Here is a 20,963-nt window from a genome sequence, read left to right as displayed (position 1 = left end):
AGAAAATTTATACAAGTGATTTCATGCGAATGACGAATTTATTTATTGGTGATGATTTGTTGGCGGCGGGGTCAGGTCAATGGCGGAAATGCTGATGTTTCCGTTTACCCGGCCGATGTCTTTCTGTATAAGGGTTTCAGGGGTTTTGATTGCTTGTTTATTTTCTAAAAGCAGCCCCTAATTGATACCCCGTCGCAAATGGCATCTAGACATTAGGCACTGTATGGGTTTATAATGACGGGTATCGCTTCTTTTATAGGAAGTGGAATTAATGGAAACAGTTAAGCTTGGGGGCTTCTCCCTACCTCTCCAGGAGCATCGCTTCTTTTATAGGAAGTGGAATTAATGGAAACGTAGACCTCGAAATATCGTCCGGGGTTGCCGTCAAATCGCTTCTTTTATAGGAAGTGGAATTAATGGAAACAGCCCAATATTGGGTCTCAAGATTCATCCTTTTCTCAGTCTCGTATCGCTTCTTTTATAGGAAGTGGAATTAATGGAAACTTCGTAGGTCTCAACTTCAACTTCGTGTCCTTTGAATTTTAAAATCGCTTCTTTTATAGGAAGTGGAATTAATGGAAACGAGTATCTTTTTGTTTCATCCCAGCTATCTAATCGCTTCTTTTATAGGAAGTGGAATTAATGGAAACTCATCCTGCCAAGGAAAACTGGTGACAACAGTGTGCTCGTAGCACAATCGCTTCTTTTATAGGAAGTGGAATTAATGGAAACTAGCCTCAAAGACCAGCGACATTCCTAGTTGAACAATCGCTTCTTTTATAGGAAGTGGAATTAATGGAAACGCAGCAAGCTGGTCAGACCTTCTGTCAGCAGCAGTACGGACTGCATCGCTTCTTTTATAGGAAGTGGAATTAATGGAAACAATGTGTTTAACACATTCTTGAGAAACTGTATTCAGATCGCTTCTTTTATAGGAAGTGGAATTAATGGAAACAGAAGTTTAGCAATTTACCAATATTCATTAGGAGTTGGTGGTATCGCTTCTTTTATAGGAAGTGGAATTAATGGAAACTGGATATCTTCCACTTGTATTTCCATGTAATCTAGTAACTCAGATCGCTTCTTTTATAGGAAGTGGAATTAATGGAAACCTCTATTACAAGCTTAACCTTGCGGTTACTAAGGGTACCTAGGGTAATCGCTTCTTTTATAGGAAGTGGAATTAATGGAAACCCTTGGATCTGGACTTTTAATTGGAACTCTCCGGGAAATCGCTTCTTTTATAGGAAGTGGAATTAATGGAAACCTGTACTCTACGGGTATACAGCTAATCACAAATGGTTTAATCGCTTCTTTTATAGGAAGTGGAATTAATGGAAACGCTACCCCAAGACCGGGCTGCTTGGTAAGTTTTGCTGTATCGCTTCTTTTATAGGAAGTGGAATTAATGGAAACTGAGTTACTATCTCAAACCCTTGACCATTTATTGATATCGCTTCTTTTATAGGAAGTGGAATTAATGGAAACATACACTTCTCCTGTACTTGAGACAGTGGATAGCTGCAAGTCAATATCGCTTCTTTTATAGGAAGTGGAATTAATGGAAACTTGAAAAAACAGAAGAGCTTGCTTGGTGGTGATATGTGACCAACCCCTAAAAAATCGCTTCTTTTATAGGAAGTGGAATTAATGGAAACTTAATCTGATGTACAGCGACAGGGGCGGGGCAATTTTGCGAAAATTTGCTTTTGATAAAGCCTTTGCAGGACATCGCTTCTTTTATAGGAAGTGGAATTAATGGAAACTACTAACCTTATCCTTGGTAGCTTGGACGGCACCAAATCGCTTCTTTTATAGGAAGTGGAATTAATGGAAACGACCAATTGGTTTACTCTATCTATCTAGTAAGAACTCATCGCTTCTTTTATAGGAAGTGGAATTAATGGAAACCATCTCGTTGTAGGCAAGCAGGGTGCCGTCCTTTGTTTTATCGCTTCTTTTATAGGAAGTGGAATTAATGGAAACTACAGGAGCGGTAAATTCCTGTCCTTCCCAAGTTATCGCTTCTTTTATAGGAAGTGGAATCAAGATATGAGATCCCCGACTTCTTAAAGAAGTCGGGGATTTTTGGGTTTAGGATATTTTAAATTTCCTCATTCGCATGAAAAGTATTGAATAATCACAAAATTGAGATTATGTTGTTACACGAGATGTAAATAACATAACCAGATTGGTGAGGGAAATTCTACAATGTCAGAACAAAATAAAGATCAAGAAATTTTACGTCAATATCTTGATTCAATTAAGGGAGAAGAAGAACGTAAAAAATTACAATATTTAGCACGCCTTTCTAGATTAAATATAGGGATTGCTGTTTTCCTTTCTCTGCTCATTCCCATTGGTGGATATTGTTACACCCGACGGTGGAAAGCAGTTCTATGGCTTATGTGTGGTGGGGCTTTAATAGGGATGGTAATTGGTGGAACTGCTCGTAATAATAAAGAAGCTATGGCACGAGCTTTTGGTATAGGATCAGTTGCGGGGACAATTATTGCTCCTATTGATAATGCTTTGGCTATTTCTCGTGCGAAAAAACAGATTGAAGAATTAAGTAAATAATGTAGTTTTTAATTGTCAATTTTTGGAAATTTCAGGAAGTCAACTATGCAGATTTTTAGTAATTTTCTCCGCAATTCTCTAGTTACTGTTATTAATTTATATCAACGATATCTTTCACCTTATAAGGGGTATTGTTGCGCTCATCGGGTTTTACATAATGGTGAATCTTGTTCAGAATATGTGAAGGGTGTTTTTTTAGAACAGGATTTAAAAAAAGCTATTAATCTCTCTCAACAACGCTTTACCGATTGTGGAATAGCTGCGGAAACATTAACTGGACAAAAGCAACAAGCAAATTTACAACGGAGAACTTCACATTTACTAAATCGAAGGGGATTTATTTACTTAATTATTCCGGCTTTTTTCACTTTTGGTTTAGCAACGCCAGCGTTAGCAAGTAAAGGAAAAGCCTATTCCCAATGTTTTAAAACAGCAACAAAAGCATCTATTAGACAAGACCAAAAAGACGGTAAATGTGGGAATGAGCCAGAGATTTATTATGGTTTATGTTGTTTGGGTATAATTGGTTTAGGTGTCGCAAATGAAGGCAAATAGAATATTAAAATTAATCATTTAATTAGATCCCAAATCCCAGATCCCCGACTTCTTTAAGAAGTCGGGGATCTTTTCTTTTCAATCATCGATTAGTAGTTTTTTGAAGTCAGTAAAATTAGGTAAGTTATGATCTAGCAAAAATTGTTGATAAATTGATTCTGACTCGATTTGTATTTTGATATATTCTATGTTAGGAAGTGTTCCTGGTCGTAATCCTGCATATTCTAAATAGCTAGAAAATTCCCATTCTCCAGCATGGTTTACTATTCCGGCTTTTACTGGATTGAGGTGAATATAGCGAGAAAGATTGACAAGATATTCAGTTTCTTGGATGTGAATACTTTGAAACCGTCCCTGAAATAATACCCCGGAACGGTTAAACCGTTTATTACAGCAAATTGTCATCAAACCTGGAACAAGAACCCCACCCCCAACCCCCTCCCCGCAAGCGATGAGGGGGCTAGTACTGCAAGGCGGAAGTCAAAAGTCAAAAGTCAAAACAAAGACAGTATAGGCTTTGTAACGATTTAGAATGGTTGGTTCACTTACGCCGCAGTGTGCTAGTACTGCAAGGCGGAAGTCAAAAGTCAAAACAAAGACTTGACACTCTCCGGTCTAAAGACGCGGAGATTCTATAGAGAGTTTCAGTCTATATCCCTCAGTTATCCCAGTTTCAGGCACTGCCTTAAATATTTGGGTTCTTGCCCTGATTTCGTTAGACCTGGCAGGCGAAATCATATCTGACAAGCGTAACTTTCCGAGAGTCCCTCGGTAGCTTTTTACGTCTTTAGTGACAATATAGTTGTATCACGAATATGGATTAAAATCAATGCAGGATATTACGTCTTTAGTGACAATATAGTTGTATCACGAATATGGATTAAAATCAATGCAGGATAAATCCTGCCTCTAGCCTTCATCCCTTGTCTAAAGCACAGATGTACCTGACTTAGGAAGTAACCGTTCAGGGGTTTTCGGCATTTCCCTTATAAACATTCACAATGTCTTCACCGATTTGTTTTAATTTATTAACTAATGATTTTGGTTTTATCACTTTCACTCCTCCTTTAAAACCAAGAATCCAGCGCAAAATCTCTACATCATCTAAAGACCACTGAGGTAATATGACTTGAAACCGATGAGGAAAGGTTTTATTTTCTGTTTTATCAAGACAAAAAATAGATTTAGGCAAAGTTAATCTCTTACCTGTGATTGGTAGAGACATTTTCATCTGTTGTGGAGGAAACCGTTTAGTTCCTTCGGCAACAAATCTAAAAAGTTCATCATTAAACCACAGTTCAATAGTAATACACACTAGAGAACGTTCTTTTTTGTTAACACTCAGAAATTGCTGTTGGTTTTGGGGATTGTAACCTAAAAAAATTCCTGCACTTCCTTCAGATAGTTTTTGTAGTTTTTTTAAGGCACTTTCTTGTTCTTGTCGAGAACGCACCTTTGTTTGTATTTGACCAATGAATAATCTATCTAATCGTTCAAAACGAAATAAACCATTATATTTGCCTGATACACATTCATAACCCAAATACCAAGCTGTGTTGGAAAAAACAATTTGTAATGGAAAAGCGAAAAAGAACCCTTCTTCATCTAGGGTAAACTTACCACCACCAGGAAAACGATTTAATTCTAACAGTTGTCCTTGAGCGATCGCTTCCTCGACTTGCTGTAAATTTTTGGCTAGAGATTCTGCTGGTAAATATTCTGAGTCAATCATACTGCGATTAGCGATCGCTCGTACTGCATAAATATCACTGACCTCTAAGCGACTTTGTGCCATGCGAGTAGCAAAGGTTTCATAAATTTCTAGTGCTATCGGGTCATTGAGACTTTGTGCTTGAGACTGGAGAACTTGAAACACCTGAGTTAATTCTAGTGCTGATAAAATTGCCGTTCCCGCAAAATAACCGTCTCGCATAGGAAAATTATGTAATATTTTATATGGTTTAAGGACTTTTTCAATATCTTTACGGACAGAATCTAAAGTATTACTATCAATAGTCTCATATTCTTGTAGTGCAGACACCAAGGTTTTTAAACTTCCTTGTCCAGAATTGGATAAAAACGGATGATGTAAGATGAACCTAATGGTTTGCAACAATCTCTGAAACGCTTGCAAATCGGAGTAGGGATGAGTTACTACAGATGCAGAAGCAGTCAGAGAAACAGCGCCAGGGGAGATAGGGAGATGGGAAGGTGAAGAGATAGAATTAACACCAATGAGGGAATTTTGCTGCAACCATAGTAAATTAAAGGCGATCGCAATTTCATCTGCATAGATATTGCCATATAATTGGCTGATACAAGCGGTGATTTCTTCTAGTGAACTGGTAAATCGAGGGATTTTACCCAAAATGCTGGCTAATAAACTGGGGTGATTTGCTTGTAGATTACCAATTCCCGGATAGTTAATGATCAAGGAAATTAGATACATCAATCGCTCAAAATCCAGCAATTTACTGTAAGCATGAAAAGTAATTTGACTATTACGGTTGTTACGGTTGATTAGAATTCGAGAAAGCTGTTGAATTTGGGTAGAGATTTGGTGAAAGTTGAACTTTGGGGACGTGACATCAACTTCCTTAACTGCTGCAAACCCTTCAGCGGCCATTGGTGGAAAATCTTGCAGCCATTGGTGCATACTCTCAATTACCACATCTGGAACTTGACGGGTGCGTTGTTGATTCCATCCTTTACAAGTTGCCAAAGGGGTTTTTAAGTACCACCCCATCCATAAAACCGGGGAAGTAATAGCTACATTTAACTTTTCTAATAAATCCAGTCGCCACGCACGTTTGGCATTAGTGGCATCATAGATTACAGCATTATTTTGAGCCAATGCTGCTGTGATTTGAGAAATTACTGCTGCTTCTATATCTATCCAATCACCCTGAATAGTGGTATCCCCATAGAGTTCTTGACGAATAACATCAGTAGAGACAATGCGATAATTCCCCAATTTGGCTAATTCAGTGGCGAAAGTGGACTTACCGCTACCAGGGACACCAATCAGGATGTGACAGATAGGAGGAGTAGACATTTTCTTCGATCCTCAATAAAACTTATTTTATATTGTCTGCATTTAACAAAGCTCAAAGTCTAGTGTTTTCAAGCGAATCACGAATTTATAATAATTGCAGAGAAGCAATATTAAAAACCCGCACATCTGGGTTTTTTCTGTATTTGTGCGGTTTATAACCGCCTAGTTAAAAAATATCGCTACTAATTTCTCTTAAAACAATAATGATTTGGTTTTTCATCTGTGATAGTGAAGTACCAAATCATCTTGTTTAATCACAACGTTTTTAATTCAAACGTTTAATAAATACACAAGTTTCATTTTGTTTCCAACAAAGCGACTTTACCCAGTCGTCGGGAATTACATTTTACAATTATAGCATCATTGTTAGATTAGATAATGATGAGCTATTGTAAAAGGCATTTGAGCAATGAAAAATAATTTCCCATAGTTTAATTTGCTCGAATACTGACAAATTATTGATTTTGAGTAACATATATGACTAATCAGCAAATAAATATTGATGATGCAAATATTAAAACGGTTATAGACAAAGTTGCAATTGAGGGAAGACGTATTGTTATACATCAAGCTGGAAAACCTATGGCAGCTTTAGTTCCCCTTGAAGAGTTAGAGATATTGGAGGAGTTAGAAGAGTTAGAAGATCAGCTTGATATTCAAGCGGCAGAGGAAGCGATAAAAGAATCAGGAGCAGTGTCTTGGGAAGATGTTAAGCTACGGTTTGGGCTGTAATTGCTCTTGATCTAATTTTGATGTAATTTTTTATTTCTATTGACAGACTATTTTTTCTGTGCTAAATCAGACTAATAGACGCAAAAACTAAGGATTTTCAACGATGAACAGGATACGCGACCACAACACAGGCTAAAGAAGGGAAAAACCCTCATTATTCAAACGTTCAATAAACACACAGAGAAGTTAATAGAGAATTATGGAATACCAAATTGTTCTGAAGCCTTGTGCTGCGAGAGATGTTAGTAAACTTGCACAAGCTTTCAAAGAGGCTGTAGGCGTTGTTATAGACTCCTTGAAAAAAAATCCTCGGCCTTTAGGAGTTAAAAAGCTTTATCACAATCAAGACCTGTATAGAGTGCGTGTAAAAGACCACCGAATAGTTTACCAAATTGATGATAAATCTCACGAAGTATTAATCGTGATCATTGGACTGAGAAACAGAGTTTATCGAAGAATTTGATACTGGTGATACTTGTGGCATAGGTATAAACAACTGTTTTACCTATACGAGTTTAGCAATTCTATCAAATCTTAATCTGCATTGAAATTATTGGTTAGGGATTATTGCCAGAAGAAGATGCGATCGCACAAAAGATCACATATTGTTCAACATCAGAATTTGTGTTTTATTTCCATTAAACTATGTTTGAATTTCTCATCATTATCGAACCTTTAGGATTTTTATATGGTAGTGCAGGTCGTTCTATTGACGAAGAAAATTTTATTAGCTTATCAAATAGAAAATTTCCCCCCAGTACAGCAACCATATCAGGAATATATGCAGCTAACCTAGAAACAGAATTAATTACTTCACTGCAAATAGCTGGACCATTTTGGTCATATACAGAAGAACCACAAAATTTTTATGTCCCATTGCCATTTAACTATTTAGTAGAAAATGGAGAAATTAAAGATATATTTTATTGGGATTTTCAAACTCAAGCATGGCAACTAGAAACAGGTGATTTATTAACAGATGAATTGATAAAAACTGAACAATGGATACCTATTAAATCTTGGTATAATCCAAAAGAAATACATCAAAATCCTTGGAAATACATACCACATTTACATCCCCGATTTTCTCTAGAACAACGTCACCTTGATAGTGATAGCAGTCAAGAAAATTTATTTTTAGAAAATGCTGTACAAATAGATCCTGATACCTGTTTGATCTATCTCAGTAACATACCTTTAAATGATGGTTGCTATCGTTTAGGTGGTGAAGGACACACAGTAGATATACATTGTTTAAAAATTGCTAACTCAACTCAAGAGTTATTTAACGAACCCGTTGGTAAACAATTTGCCATCATTACTCCTGCTGTATGGGGTTCTACTCGCTTATCTTATATTCAACCCATGATTTACAAAGATCATGAATTTCAACCTGTATGGGAAATTGAATCAATTTTCACAGAAAAACCTCAACCTTTTCGCTATCGGTTAGGTGGTACTGGTAACACCAAACGCTTATCTCGCGGACGTTATGCTGTTCCTTCAGGTAGTGTATATGTTATCAAAAAAGCTATAAAACAACCTTGGTATAAATGGTCAAAGGAATGGTTTCCTACAGAGGGTTATAACTTTAAACGTTGGGGATGTAGTCTAGCACTACCCTTGTAACCAGTAAATTTCCTCGTTCGCATGAGTAGCAGTTTACAACCAGTTTTTTACTGCTAAGATAAAAACACAACACAAATCCGTGAATCTTCACAGATTACAAACAACAGTCAAATTTGTTGATATATCTTCAGATATGACCATACGAGCTTAAACTTACTAGCAAAAACTTAGTGATTTGTGACAAAACCTGTTGAGTTTTCTAACTAATTTTTACAAACTATCTTTTTTAAACAGAGTATGACTTTTAGCGTGTATGTTAAAAACTAAGCATCACAATGAGAAACAAGTCCCATGATTAAATATACTTATTTGACCTCATCTAGTTCATACCCTGCATAGTAGACACAATGACAAGGAGATACAGAATCCATGACTAAATATACTGCTATCACCTTCGCACCTGTTCAAGGGTTTATCGAGAAATCGCGTAAACTTAGAGACTTATATGGTGCATCTCTGATTCTCTCTTATTTGAGTCAGCAGCTAGTTTTGTCTGTTAAGAAAAACGGATTAAAAGTAATTTCTCCAGCAATACCTAATTTACAAAAAGGGATGCCTAACCGCATTCTGATTAAAGGAGAAATGAGCAAAAAAGATGCAGAAAAAATATTACTTTCTGCATGGAAAGAGATGTTAAAAGTTTGTCGAACTTGGATAGAGGAAAAATTACCTCCACCTGAATTTGAATATCACTGGGAACGTGAGTGGACGCTTTGGGGTGGTCATACTTGGGAGATATTTCAAGGAACTGGTTGCTCTATTGAAGCAGCAATGAATGATTTAGAAACTAATAAATTATCCCGTGATTGGAGTGCTGTTAATTGGATTGGTGAGAGTTCTAGCTTAACAGGTACAGATGGAATTGCGTTTCCTGGTTTGGGGGGAGAAAAGCGCAATCCTAAAAATATGAATTATAGTGATGAAAAGGAAGAAATTGAAAAATTTTATGCAAGACTAGCAGCAGTAACACAAGAAGAATCAGAAACACCAGAAGGTAAATTTATAGCAGATAATGAAAAACTGAGTATTCCCGAATTAGTAAAGCGCCTAGTTACTCGACATGAAATAGCCACAGAATTAGGGATAGAAGAACTCGACAAAAGTTTTAAAGAAATTCAACGTAAACCACAACCAGCACAACCAGAAAATAATCAAGAAAGTATACCTGGACAATGGACAGGTTGGTTTATGGGAGATGGTGATAAAGTTGGAGATCATTTAAAAGAATTAGCTCAAAAAGAAAATGGTGATGGAGAAATAAAGAACTTTAGTGATGCAATGCGTAATTGGGGAAAACAATTTGATGATAGATTCAATTTACGCAAAAAATTAGGGAGAATTGTTTACGCTGGTGGTGATGATTTTTTAGGAATTATCTATAGTAAAAATCTTGCTGAACCAATTCCAGCATTTGAAGCATATGAATGGTTATTAACATTAAATGAGACATGGAAAGAACATAAACAACCTATTAATGTTAGTGTCGGTTTTGTATGGGTTGGTGGTAGTGTTCCCCAGCGAGATGTTTTACAACATTGTCGGGAAGCGGAGAAAGTAGCCAAATCTTTAGGGAGAGATAGGGTGACTATTCGCGTGGTTTTTAATAGTGGTCAATATGTCCAGTGGACTTGTCCTTGGTGTTATTTGGATATTTTAATGAAATATCAAGATAGAGATAAACAATCAAATTGGAGTCACATTTATCAAGACTTAGCACATTTAGAATCTCGACGCACATTTAAAATTGAAAATAAAGATGAAGCCTATATTGTTGAAAAATCAGCTCTGGAATTTTTTGAGCTTTATTTTCCCAGTGAGGGTAAAAAAATACTAGAGGATAAAAATTATGAACTAGCAAAAAAAATAACTGGTTTTGGTGACAATATTGATGCTATGGAAAGATCAAACTTAATCATTGATTGGATAACAGATTTAGTTAAAGTGGGTTGGCATTTATGTTCAAATACTTAATTAGTATTAATCCTTTAGGATTCATGTATGGTAGTGCAGGAGCGTTTTTATCACCTGAAAACTTAGTTGGTCGTTCTGGAGCTAAATTTCCTCCTGAAGCTGCTACATTATCAGGCTTAATCTTTAGCATCAATAAAATTAACGAACAATATTCTCAAACAGAATTGAGAGATAATCTTTATGTCACAGGTCCATTTTGGGCAAAATCAAATAACAAACAAAACTTTTTTGTTCCCATTCCTTGGCATAAAATTATAGCCAAAAAAGGCTTTGGAGAATGGAAAATAGAAAACGGTGAATGGCAGTTAGAAAAGAGTATAGATAAACCAGAACCCGATTATCGCTGGCAAACTATAGAATCTTGGAAAACATCAGCAAAAGCACTGAAAGGTACTACTAATATTGCTGATAATCCTTGGAAATTTGTTTCTTTTCTACATCCCAAAATTCAAACAACTCAACGCTGTACAGAAGATGCTAATGGACTATTTTTAGAAAACTCTGTCCAAATTCCCGATGATGTTTGTTTAGTTTATTTATCAAACTATCCCATTGAAAATGGTTGGTATAAATTTGGAGGTGAAAATCACATTGTTGAAATATCCTGTGACAAACTTAATCCAAGAATCATAGATATTTTAAATCAAAAAGTTAGCAAATCTTTCGCTTTAATTACACCAGGGATTTGGGGTTCTAATCGAATATCTCACCGTCAACCTCAACATAATAATTTTCCTGAAACCATACAGATGTTAACTGATAAGCCCGTTCCCTATCGTTTCCGTTCCCAAGGAACATTAGGAAGAGGACGTTATGCTGTTCCTGCGGGCAGTGTTTACGTTCTCAAAGAACCTATTAATAAACCTTGGTGGGAATGGGATGAAAAATGGTTTCCCAAAGAAGGTTACAGTCTCAAGAAGGTCGGTTGTGGTTTGTGTTTACCAGTAGAAATTAAAGGAGTTAACTAAAATGTATAAAAAAGCCTACGGCATTATTGAAACCTTAGCACCGCTTCATGTAGGTGCAACAGCAGGAGAAGAAAGCGGTAATTTAAACTTAATTTTCCGTGACCAATTTACCCAAACTGGGATTGTTCCTGGTAGTTCTATTCGTGGTCGTTTACGTTCAGAAATGTATAATTCCCAAGGAAAAGAAGAGGCTGATAAATGGTATGGAAATGAAGGAGAAATAGGAAAAGCTAATAGTACAACAGAATCTATAGTTAAACTAGAATACGCTTCTATTATTTGGATTCCCGTTTTTTGTCCCGGTCAACCGATAGTCTGGGTAAGCTGTCCCCGTTTATTGCAACGTTATAAAAGAATTGCTGGTGATAGTGTTCAAGTTCAAGTAGATGGTAAACCTAAATTTCTCAAAGACATCCAAATTCCTGATCCTTATACAGGTTCAACTAATCTTGTAGCTAAACAAGCAACAGGAGGTAAAAAAACCATCTTCTTTAATTTAGGTTTTTTAGAAATTAGCAAAACTAAAGACTTATCACCTTGGTTTCCTGATCTCAAAGAACAACCAGCAGTAATAGTAGATAATGCTGATATTGGGATGATTCATGATATGGCTTTATATCGTCAAAGTCGTGTGCGATTAAAACCAGATCAAAAAGTAGTAGATGGTGGTGGTTTTTTTAATACCGAAGCATTACCTGAAGGCACTATTTTAGTATTTCCTATTGCCATTAGAGATGATAAATCTGACAAAAAATGGCAGCCTTTAACAAGTGGTGAAACCGCAGATATTTATCTTGGTGGTTTAGAATCTATCGGTTTAGGTCACTGTGAATTAACCTTTAAAGGAGTATAAAAAAATGACTTGGAAATCCTATAACTTAGACCAAAAAGCACAAAAATTAGTCCTCATGTATCGGGATAAAAAGGGTGTAATTGGTCAATCTCATAAAATGCGAACTACTGTACCTTATGGTTTAGAACGTTTTTGGGGTGAACATTTACGACTGCTATCTAAAGAACCCGAAAAAGGTAAATATTGGCGTGAGACTTGGAAAACTTTTGTCGAAATTATGAAACAAGCAGGAATTAAACTTCCTGATGATCAAGTTGATGGAAGTAATACCCGACAAGTACAAGATTATGCAGCAAGATTATGGGAATTAGAAGTTGAAGATCAACGAATTTGTTTAGCGGTTTTGACTCAATTTTGTGATAGTTTAGTTTGGTGGACTCAACGTTATAAAAAAGCAGGTGATAGCGATGCCGAATAGTAATGAAGTACCCTTAATGTTTCAAGCCCAAATTAGCGGCAGAGGACAAATTCAATATATTCAACAACCCGAACAGTCAAAAAGATGGATAAATGAATGGAAAGAAGCTATAGATCACAATTTACCTCAATTTAGTCATGAGGTAAAAAATAAAGAATATAAAATTACTTGGCGATTTCTTTCTAATAGTGGACAAGATGATGATTTTATCCGCCCTGTAATTGCTGCCAATGGATTTCCCTATTATCCTGGTGCAAGTATGAAGGGGGCATTTTTAAGACATTGTACCCGTGAACAAAAAATCAGATATTGTGGATGTGAAATTAATAATGAAACACAACCAGGTATTTTGCGTTTTCATGGTGCATTTCCAAAAGATCATAGTTGGAAAGAAAAACCCTTAATAGATGTGGTTCATCCCCAACAAGATTGGCAAATTAAAAACAGTAATTCTCATTCTGCATTTTTGCAAATATCCCTCTATCAACCGACTTTAGTTTTTGGTATTTCTAGCACTATTGAATTAGATGATAGCGAGTGGGAAACTATCTGGAGTATTTGGGATAAAGCTATAGAAAGAGGTATTGGTTCTAGGGTAAGTGCTGGTTATGGTCAACCTATTAAACACTCAGAAACTAAACTCATTACAGTTAATTTGCAAGGAAAAGGATTAGCATCACAATTAATAGATAGAAGTGGTGAATTTCGTCCAAATATGTTTAAGGCTGCTTTACGTGGTCATACATTGCGGTTATTTAGTGCTGTCACTGATGAAAATACAGCAGAAGAATTAACAAAGGAACTTTGGGGAGGGTTTGCAGGTGCTAAAGGTGCAATAGTTGGAGATTTGGGTATTGCGTTTAATCCTATTGACTTAGAACTGAATGAATTTACATACAGAAAAACTGTAAAAATGCCAATTTATGATTTAAAAAAAGGCGTTTTATCTATTCTTTGTATGAAAAGTTATACAGATGAATATAAGGATAAACTGAAAAAGTTAGTGGTGCAAATTCTGAAATTTTCCATGCTAATTGGTGGTTTTGGTAAATCTTCTCGTAGAATTGATCATCGGATATTTTTACCAGACTATTTAGAACCGGGAAATAAACCCATGATTGGATGTCATTGGCAATTTATTGATAAGTCTACAGTCTATTATTTTCCTGTTGGGAAGATTGAAAATGTTACTAAGATTATTGATAGTGTGAAAACATCTGTGAATAAGTGGTTAATATTTAAAGGTAAAACACCAACGGATCAAGTTAGTTCATGGCGTGAATCTTTTCATCCTCAAAAAGTACAAATTTGGGGACGGATAGCAGAAGATAAAGATGATAGTTTAGCAGTGAACTGGTTTCATGGTGAATATCAAGAAAATCAAAAAATCAAAGGTTCTAGCTTAACTGGAAGAATGGGAAATATTGGTAGAATTTACCATCGGATGTATCCACATTATTTTATAACAAGAGAAAAAGAAATTAAACCGAGAGGTAGAGAATATATTGAATTATTAACCATTTTTCCTGACAGAAGAGATGAAACAACACAAGAGTTTTTAACATTTTTACCAACAACTGATTTTACTAAATTGTGGGGAGTTTAAATAATGAGTATTTGGATTGTAACTACTGGAAATAGTGATATTATCCTCAAACATAATAACAGTTGGGGCAAATTACATAACGACGCAATAGATAATAATAAATTAGAAAGATGGCATTTTTCATCTGCACTACCAATAGATAATGGATATACAGTACCAGCTAGGATATTAGGTACAGTTTATGAAAATCAATCAGAAGAAGACTATAAAAATGATTTGGAATTTCCACTTTTTGATACATATTTTCAATATTTGACAAATAAGAATATCAAGATTGACAAAATAATTATTCTCCTAACAGACCAATGTCAAATATTTAGTGATGAAGAACAACGACTTAATGAAAAATCTCCTTACTGGAAAGATACTTGCACTCTTAAACCTTTATTAAGGTGGTATTTTAAAAATGTAAAATTCACCTGTAAACTAGAATTTCAAACTTTAAATCCTGAACAAATAGATCAAGGTATTGACAACTGGGATGCTACTTTATCATTGGTAGAAGCAAAATTAACAGAGTTAAATATTGACTCTAATCAGGAAGTTTATGTTAGTCATCAAGCGGGTACTCCAGCAATATCTTCTGCTGTGCAGTTTATAACTATTGGGAAGTTTAAAAAAGTTCAATTTTTAGTGAGTAATGAATACTTCAATGAAGATCACGAAACAAAATCTAAATCTAATATAGTAGAAAGTTCTCGTTATCAGCGTGGCATACAAATTCAAAAAGCCAAGCAATTAATTATCAGTGGTTTTCCTGGTGCAGCGTTGAAAATTCTAGACGGGATAGACGGAATAAACTCAAATTGTATTAATGAGTTAAAGAATCTTGTTGATTTTTTTAACTTAAATACTCCTCTAATAGATGATAGTGATGATTTAAATGTTATTCCAGCTACTCAAAGAATTGTCGATACTCTTGATCTAATTGGATTTTTCTTCAATCAAAAGAATTATTTACCAGGTATTGCGTTGCTGGCTGCTGCTCAGGAAACTTTTTTAAAGGCTGCTATTGTGTCAAAAACAGCAATGATTGATGAAACTATTAACTTTCGAGGTAATTCCTGTAAAGTTTCTGATTTGATAACCTGGATTTCTTTGGGTTTATATTTAAATGAATCGGTTAGATATGAAGGTAGTCCATTTAAAAAGACTATTTTACAAAAATTGAAATTCCCAGTTAATAAAGTCAGACTTGAATCTGAAGATGATTTTAATGTTACTAACCGAAATTTTGCTTTATTAAACTGGCTCAAAAATTTAGATGCTCAATTTTTTCAACTATCTTGGAAGTTGCTAGAATGGTCTTGCCAAAAGAAGAGAAATGGTGAATATGATCTTCGTAATCAGTTAATGCACAATTTACGAGGTGTAAAAGATAGTGAAGTAATTGATTATTTATTAGGATATGAAGAACACCAAGTTTATGATGTTATGACTGCCTATAACAATTATGTAAAACAGCCATTTTTGAAAAGTATAGATCATTTTGGATTAGCTCATAAAAGAGAGAAGTTACCAAAGAAACTTGAAAAAATAGCAAGTTCTATTACTTAGATTATTTATAAAAAAAGATACCTGATTTCTTCAAAAAATTTATCTATCTACACCTTTTCAACACCATTCACAAAAACCCTATGTTTTTCCTTAAATGATGTTGAGTGCTGACTGAAGGTAACTGTTCACACTCCCCCCCTATCTTTAACAAGAGATCAAGGGTTTTGATAATTTTAGAGGGGGGGAGTGAATAACTACACTGAAGGTAATAAATTCTGTCGCATTACTTATTGCATGAAGTTATTCATCTCATTCCCAGTCTCTGACTGGGAATGAATTCTAGAAGGCTCTGCCTTCAATAATATTAGAGGCAGAGCCTCATCAACTGCATTCCTAGTCAGAGACTAGGAACGAGATGTGGTACGGATTTGAGCTTAAGTTGACACCAATGATCTCATGCTTTACCCCTACACATCTGGGTTCTTTGTCATTTGGCAAAAGTTTAAATCTCACCCGTGTTTAGTAAGTAGTGAGACAGAATTAGTTACACAATGTCATTGCGTTAGCGCAGCGTGGCGTTAGCTATATGAAACGAAGTGACATGAAGCAATTCCAAGGGTTGTGATTGCTTCCCTTCGCTCGCAATGACTGTAAATATTTTTGTCCAATTACTTATAACTTGCGTTTTTACATCCATATATCACCTTTAAGCAAAAGCTCAATTTATTTCCTTGCGGAGTATATCTGACTAAAAATTACCGTAGAAGTCATACAGTACAAGACTTTTACCCATGAAATACTATATGCCGGCTAGATAAATGTCCATCTTTGCGCCGTTGGGGGAGAATTGTGGCAGGATGGAAAGAAGCCTGTGCAACATCACAGACTTGTAAAGGTGTTGTTTTGCAGAAGAACCCGTCAAGAAGATTGTTAGTTTCGCACTGTCAACGAAAAATTTGGCGGAAGGGATATACTATCCTCTGAATGTTAGTGAATTGCAGAACAAGTTATACCGGTTGTCAGTTGCATGAAAACATCCAGTTATCATCAAACTGATCCACCTTGATGACTTTCCAGCCTGTTCGCCGTTCTCGGCCATATATACTCCCCACCTTGACTAGGAAATGAATCCAGAAAACTCAGAAACTTACATAAATCATCCAACTTGGGGTTTACTCTATAGGATCTGTATGGTTGATGAGAACCAGGATCTGTTTACCACACTCTACGCCCAACGCTTATTTTTTTTAGTGACAACTGAGCTTAAAGTCCTGAAATTTCAGCCAATTGGTCGGACTGAGGCTAGGATGATGCTGGAAAATCGCCTCCGGACTTTGCGCCGTAGTGGTAATTCTCAGGAGTACGAGCAACTTCAAGGTGTATTTCAGCGCACATTCCAATGAGTAGTTCAATTAGCGATCGCTTCGCTCATATTCGCGCCTCACTCCCATCTACAGTGAGGTTGGTTGCTGTTACAAAAAAAGTATCTACTGAATTAATGCGGGAAGCATACACCGCAGGAATTCGTGATTTTGCCGAAAGTCGCATCCAAGAAGCTGCCAGTAAACAAGCCGAATTGCAAGATTTATCGGATATTACCTGGCACTTAATTGGACATCTACAAACTAACAAAGCCAGAAAAGCCTTAGAACTATTTTCATGGATTCACTCCGTTGATAACTTGCCACTGGCACAACGCTTAAATACCCTAGCGGCAGAACTGGGAGTGAATCCGAAGGTATGCTTACAAGTCAAAATTCTCCCCGACGCAAATAAATCTGGTTGGATGGTTCCAGAATTATTGGCTGACTTGGCAGCACTTAAGCAATGTCAAAATTTACAAATTCAAGGTTTGATGACAATTCCGCCGCAAGGTTTGACGGATGGAGAAATTTTAAATGTATTTGATAGTACGTATGAATTAGCACAAACCATCAAATCACAAAATTGTCCAAATATAACTATGCAGCAATTATCAATGGGTATGTCTGGGGATTACCAATTGGCAGTGCAAGCAGGGGCAACAATGGTGCGATTAGGTACAATTTTGTTTGGTCAACGGGCTTAATATAGTTGAAGCCGTGATTCCAGACAGTATGATTGACAATAGTTTGCGAGTTTATAGTCCCAAATAGTCAAAAAATATAATACTCTCATGAGTAATTCTTAATTGCAAAGGTGGTCATACCCCCTTTATTTTTAATAATCCTTAGGCTACAATTTTAACTCATTGTTACAGATTCGTTAATGTGCAGGCGTTAACATCAATATCTGTTGATAATTGGGAATTTGTACTAAAGGGTAAAATCAGTAGTACAATTGCTGCGTCAAAGATCTACTATAGTTACGATTACTGCCTAGAAGGAACTTTAATGTAACTTATAGCCAGGAAAACTAGGGGAATTTTAATCCGGGAGCGTACAACATGAGTAATATATTTTCCAAACTCAGGGACTTTGTTGGTTTGAATGAGCAGGTAGAATACGAATACTACGAAGAAGAAGCTGATACAGCCAATAATTATCAGAATATCTATCAACAGGAGAATCCCCAACCAGCGCCACAGGAACCCACCCCTGCAAATCGGCGTTGGCGGGAAAATCCACCTACCAGTACAGAAGAAGTAGCTGCAACAGCATCCAAACCTATGAGTAACGTTATTGGTATGCCAGGCGCAATTAATGGAATCTCTGAAGTTCTAGTTCTTGAACCTCGCACATTTGAAGAAATGCCCCAGGCAATTCAAGCTCTACGGGAGCGCAAATCAGTAGTATTAAACTTGACCATTATGGACCCTGACCAAGCTCAACGTGCAGTTGATTTTGTTGCTGGTGGTACTTATGCCTTAGACGGACATCAAGAAAGAATCGGTGAAAGCATCTTCTTGTTTACCCCCAGTTGCGTGCAAGTTAGCACTCAAGGCGGTTTAATACATGAAGTACCTATCAGCCAAGCCCGTCCCGTCCGTCCCGCAGCTACAGCAGCAGCCAATCCTACTTGGGGAAGTGAACCCACTCGGATGGCACAATAGGGGTAAATTAGTCATTAGTTGATAGTTTTAAGTCCCTAATTAATTAAGAAGGATGATTAACTATTAATAATTGACCGGGAATTTTAGATTTTAGATTTTAGATTTTAGATGAAAAAAATTTGGTATGAGTCCATGTCCCCTACTGAGGGAAAAATGGCAAATACCAAATTTTCGAGCTTCTACACTTTAGGGTAGAGTCAATCCAAAATCCAAAATCGTAAATCCAAAATCGCGTGACCACTAACTAGTGACTAATGAAAATGAATATAAAATTTGGCTTAATTGGCGGCGGGGTGATGGGAGAAGCTCTATTATCCCGCCTTATTGCAAGTGGTATTTATCAAGGCTCAGAAATCATCGTCAGTGAACCCCAAGCTGAACGCCGCAGCTATTTAGAACAGAAATATGGGGTGGTGGTAACAACGGACAATAGCCTAGTGTTAGGGGCAGCAAAAACAGCGGTGATGTTGGCAATCAAACCCCAGATATTTAGTGCTGTGGCTCAAGAATTAGCAGATATCCTGCCCACAGAACATTCACCCTTGATTATTTCTATCCTGGCGGGGGTGACATTAAAACAATTAGAAGCAGCTTTTCCTCAAGTTCCCATAATTCGCGCTATGCCGAATACCCCAGCCACAGTGGGTGCAGGGATAACGGCAATTTCTTTAGGGGCTTATACTCATCCTCATCACCAACAAACAGCACAGCAGATTTTTACCGCTGTGGGGGAAGTTGTAGAAGTACCGGAAAGCCTGATGGATGCGGTGACAGGATTATCTGGTAGTGGACCGGCTTATGTGGCATTGATGATTGAAGCTTTAGCTGATGGGGGTGTGGCTGTGGGTTTACCAAGAGCGATCGCTAAACAACTAGCTGTACAAACAGTCTTAGGAACAGCCACACTGGTGCAAGAAACCAAAATCCACCCCGCCGAACTTAAAGATCAAGTTACCAGTCCCGGTGGTACAACCATTGCTGGTGTCAGAGCCTTAGAAAAAGCCGGTTTTCGTTCCGCCGTCATCGAAGCGGTTAAAGCCTCGAAAGAACGCGCTCAGGAATTAGGGAAGGGGTGATTAGTAGTCAGAATAGGGAATAGGGAACAATTCAAGCTCAAGGGTAGAATTTTTTTCTCACGCAGAAGCGCAGAGAACGCAGAGAATTAAATTTTGTGGCGTTGCTGATAGCCTGCGTGGCGAAGCCATATTGAGGTATGAAATTCCCAAATTGAATCTTTAAAACTCAAACCTCAGTGCGTCTTTGCGCCTTTGCGTGAGACTAAAATTCATACCCTTAATCAGCAACGCCAATTTTGTTATCTTTAAATATATTACCCGGAAGAAAAATAAACTATGGTTACAACAGCAACGCCCGCAGAAACCAGAGTTTTACTAGAAAACATCACCTGGCAAACATTCAAAACCATGTTGGCTGAGATGGGTTCAGAACGCGCCAATAAAATTTCTTATCATCAGGGAAATATAGAAGTTATGACACCACTCAAACCTCACGAAAGCTCCAACCGTTTGATTGAGGTTTTTGTTGGGGTATTGTGTGAAGAATTGGGATTAGAAGTTAATCGAGTTGGTTCACTCACATTAACTAGGGATGATTTAGAATATGGTGCAGAACCTGATAGCAGTTATTACATCCAAAATGAGTTATTAGTTAGAGAAAAAGAGAATATTGACTTAGCATTTGATCCACCTCCAGACTTAGTATTAGAAGTAGAATATTCTCGACCAAAAATAGACAAATTTAAACTTTACGCCGCAATGGGAATTCCCGAATTTTGGCTTTATAACGGAACTACATTAAGAGTCTACATCCTTGCAAACGGGCAATATTCAGAAACTCAAACTAGCCACACATTTGCGGCAATACCAATTAAAGAAATCCCCAGATTTATCGAAGAAAGCAAAAAGATTGGCCAAATTGCTGTAACTCGCACTTTTCGCAATTGGGTTAAATTAAAAGCCTCAGAATAGTGAGGATTTGCTAAATTTAAGTATGAAATTGAAAAACCAAGGATTCCTCACTTTGCGCCTTTGCGCCTTGGCGTGAGACT

17 protein-coding genes, 1 pseudogene and 1 CRISPR repeat array are annotated in these 20,963 nt (G+C 36.7%); of the genes and pseudogenes, 16 read left to right on the top strand and 2 right to left on the bottom strand.

All coding sequences use genetic code 11. The features are described from left to right. Positions 1-243 precede the first annotated feature (243 nt). Positions 244-2,056: a CRISPR direct-repeat array (repeat unit 36 nt; unit sequence ATCGCTTCTTTTATAGGAAGTGGAATTAATGGAAAC). A 155-nt stretch (positions 2,057-2,211) separates the two neighbouring features. Beyond that, entirely contained in the window at positions 2,212-2,580 is a 369-nt protein-coding gene (locus CA730_RS18165; protein WP_096669421.1) for a hypothetical protein, read from the top strand. A gap of 45 nt (positions 2,581-2,625) precedes the next feature. Further along, positions 2,626-3,135 carry a membrane protein insertion efficiency factor YidD gene (yidD, locus tag CA730_RS18160; RefSeq protein WP_096669419.1) on the top strand — a complete coding sequence of 170 codons (510 nt, stop codon included), beginning with the start codon at positions 2,626-2,628 and terminating at the stop codon, positions 3,133-3,135. A gap of 78 nt (positions 3,136-3,213) precedes the next feature. On the opposite strand, the pseudogene CA730_RS18155 reads toward yidD, so the two are convergent. Both CA730_RS18155 and CA730_RS18150 read right to left on the bottom strand, forming a co-directional pair. After that, a pseudogene (locus tag CA730_RS18155) lies at positions 3,214-3,537 on the bottom strand (transposase); the annotation flags it as partial. A 562-nt stretch (positions 3,538-4,099) separates the two neighbouring features. Beyond that, entirely contained in the window at positions 4,100-6,190 is a 2,091-nt protein-coding gene (locus CA730_RS18150) for a WYL domain-containing protein (protein ID WP_096669417.1), read from the bottom strand. 477 nt (positions 6,191-6,667) lie between these two features. Here CA730_RS18150 and CA730_RS18145 point away from each other — a divergent pair, with 477 nt between their 5' ends. The 14 genes from CA730_RS18145 (at position 6,668) to CA730_RS18080 (ending at position 20,883) form a co-directional block, all read left to right on the top strand. Then, a complete protein-coding gene (locus CA730_RS18145; RefSeq protein ID WP_096669415.1) occupies positions 6,668-6,922 on the top strand; it encodes a type II toxin-antitoxin system prevent-host-death family antitoxin in 255 nt (84 codons plus the stop codon). A gap of 199 nt (positions 6,923-7,121) precedes the next feature. Beyond that, on the top strand, positions 7,122-7,385 hold the full coding sequence (locus CA730_RS18140) for a type II toxin-antitoxin system RelE family toxin (protein WP_096669413.1): 264 nt from the start codon (positions 7,122-7,124) through the stop codon (positions 7,383-7,385). Between the two features lie 182 nt (positions 7,386-7,567). Continuing rightward, positions 7,568-8,551: a CRISPR-associated protein Cmr3 gene (locus CA730_RS18135; protein ID WP_096669411.1), complete on the top strand. Its 984-nt coding sequence runs from the start codon at positions 7,568-7,570 to the stop codon at positions 8,549-8,551. Between the two features lie 369 nt (positions 8,552-8,920). Beyond that, positions 8,921-10,522, top strand: a complete 1,602-nt coding sequence (locus CA730_RS18130; protein WP_096669409.1) for a Cas10/Cmr2 second palm domain-containing protein — start codon at positions 8,921-8,923, stop codon at positions 10,520-10,522. Next, complete coding sequence (locus CA730_RS18125; RefSeq protein WP_096669407.1) at positions 10,507-11,490, top strand: type III-B CRISPR module-associated Cmr3 family protein; 984 nt, start codon at positions 10,507-10,509, stop codon at positions 11,488-11,490. Before CA730_RS18130 ends, CA730_RS18125 begins: the two co-directional genes overlap by 16 nt. Position 11,491: 1 nt before the next feature. Continuing rightward, positions 11,492-12,343 carry an RAMP superfamily CRISPR-associated protein gene (locus CA730_RS18120; protein WP_096669405.1) on the top strand — a complete coding sequence of 284 codons (852 nt, stop codon included), beginning with the start codon at positions 11,492-11,494 and terminating at the stop codon, positions 12,341-12,343. Positions 12,344-12,347: 4 nt separating this feature from the next. Then, a complete protein-coding gene (locus CA730_RS18115) occupies positions 12,348-12,761 on the top strand; it encodes a hypothetical protein (RefSeq protein WP_096669403.1) in 414 nt (137 codons plus the stop codon). After that, complete coding sequence (locus CA730_RS18110; protein ID WP_096669401.1) at positions 12,751-14,367, top strand: hypothetical protein; 1,617 nt, start codon at positions 12,751-12,753, stop codon at positions 14,365-14,367. The genes CA730_RS18115 and CA730_RS18110 overlap by 11 nt, the downstream gene beginning before the upstream one ends. A gap of 3 nt (positions 14,368-14,370) precedes the next feature. After that, complete coding sequence (locus CA730_RS18105) at positions 14,371-15,924, top strand: hypothetical protein (protein ID WP_231939874.1); 1,554 nt, start codon at positions 14,371-14,373, stop codon at positions 15,922-15,924. A 1,064-nt stretch (positions 15,925-16,988) separates the two neighbouring features. Continuing rightward, the gene (pipX, locus tag CA730_RS18100) at positions 16,989-17,267 is read left to right on the top strand and encodes a transcriptional coactivator PipX (protein WP_027402694.1); all 279 of its coding nucleotides are present in this window, start codon (positions 16,989-16,991) and stop codon (positions 17,265-17,267) included. Then, positions 17,264-17,932: a YggS family pyridoxal phosphate-dependent enzyme gene (locus CA730_RS18095; RefSeq protein WP_096669399.1), complete on the top strand. Its 669-nt coding sequence runs from the start codon at positions 17,264-17,266 to the stop codon at positions 17,930-17,932. The genes pipX and CA730_RS18095 overlap by 4 nt, the downstream gene beginning before the upstream one ends. A 357-nt stretch (positions 17,933-18,289) precedes the next feature. Then, a complete protein-coding gene (locus tag CA730_RS18090) occupies positions 18,290-18,895 on the top strand; it encodes a cell division protein SepF (protein ID WP_096669397.1) in 606 nt (201 codons plus the stop codon). 260 nt (positions 18,896-19,155) lie between these two features. Continuing rightward, on the top strand, positions 19,156-19,971 hold the full coding sequence (gene proC / locus CA730_RS18085) for a pyrroline-5-carboxylate reductase (protein WP_096671626.1): 816 nt from the start codon (positions 19,156-19,158) through the stop codon (positions 19,969-19,971). Between the two features lie 276 nt (positions 19,972-20,247). After that, positions 20,248-20,883, top strand: a complete 636-nt coding sequence (locus tag CA730_RS18080; protein ID WP_096669395.1) for a Uma2 family endonuclease — start codon at positions 20,248-20,250, stop codon at positions 20,881-20,883. Positions 20,884-20,963: the final 80 nt, after the last annotated feature.

This window comes from Dolichospermum compactum NIES-806, assembly GCF_002368115.1.
In the GTDB taxonomy this organism is placed as follows: domain Bacteria; phylum Cyanobacteriota; class Cyanobacteriia; order Cyanobacteriales; family Nostocaceae; genus Dolichospermum; species Dolichospermum compactum.
This window is presented reverse-complemented; position numbering and strand designations above follow the sequence as displayed.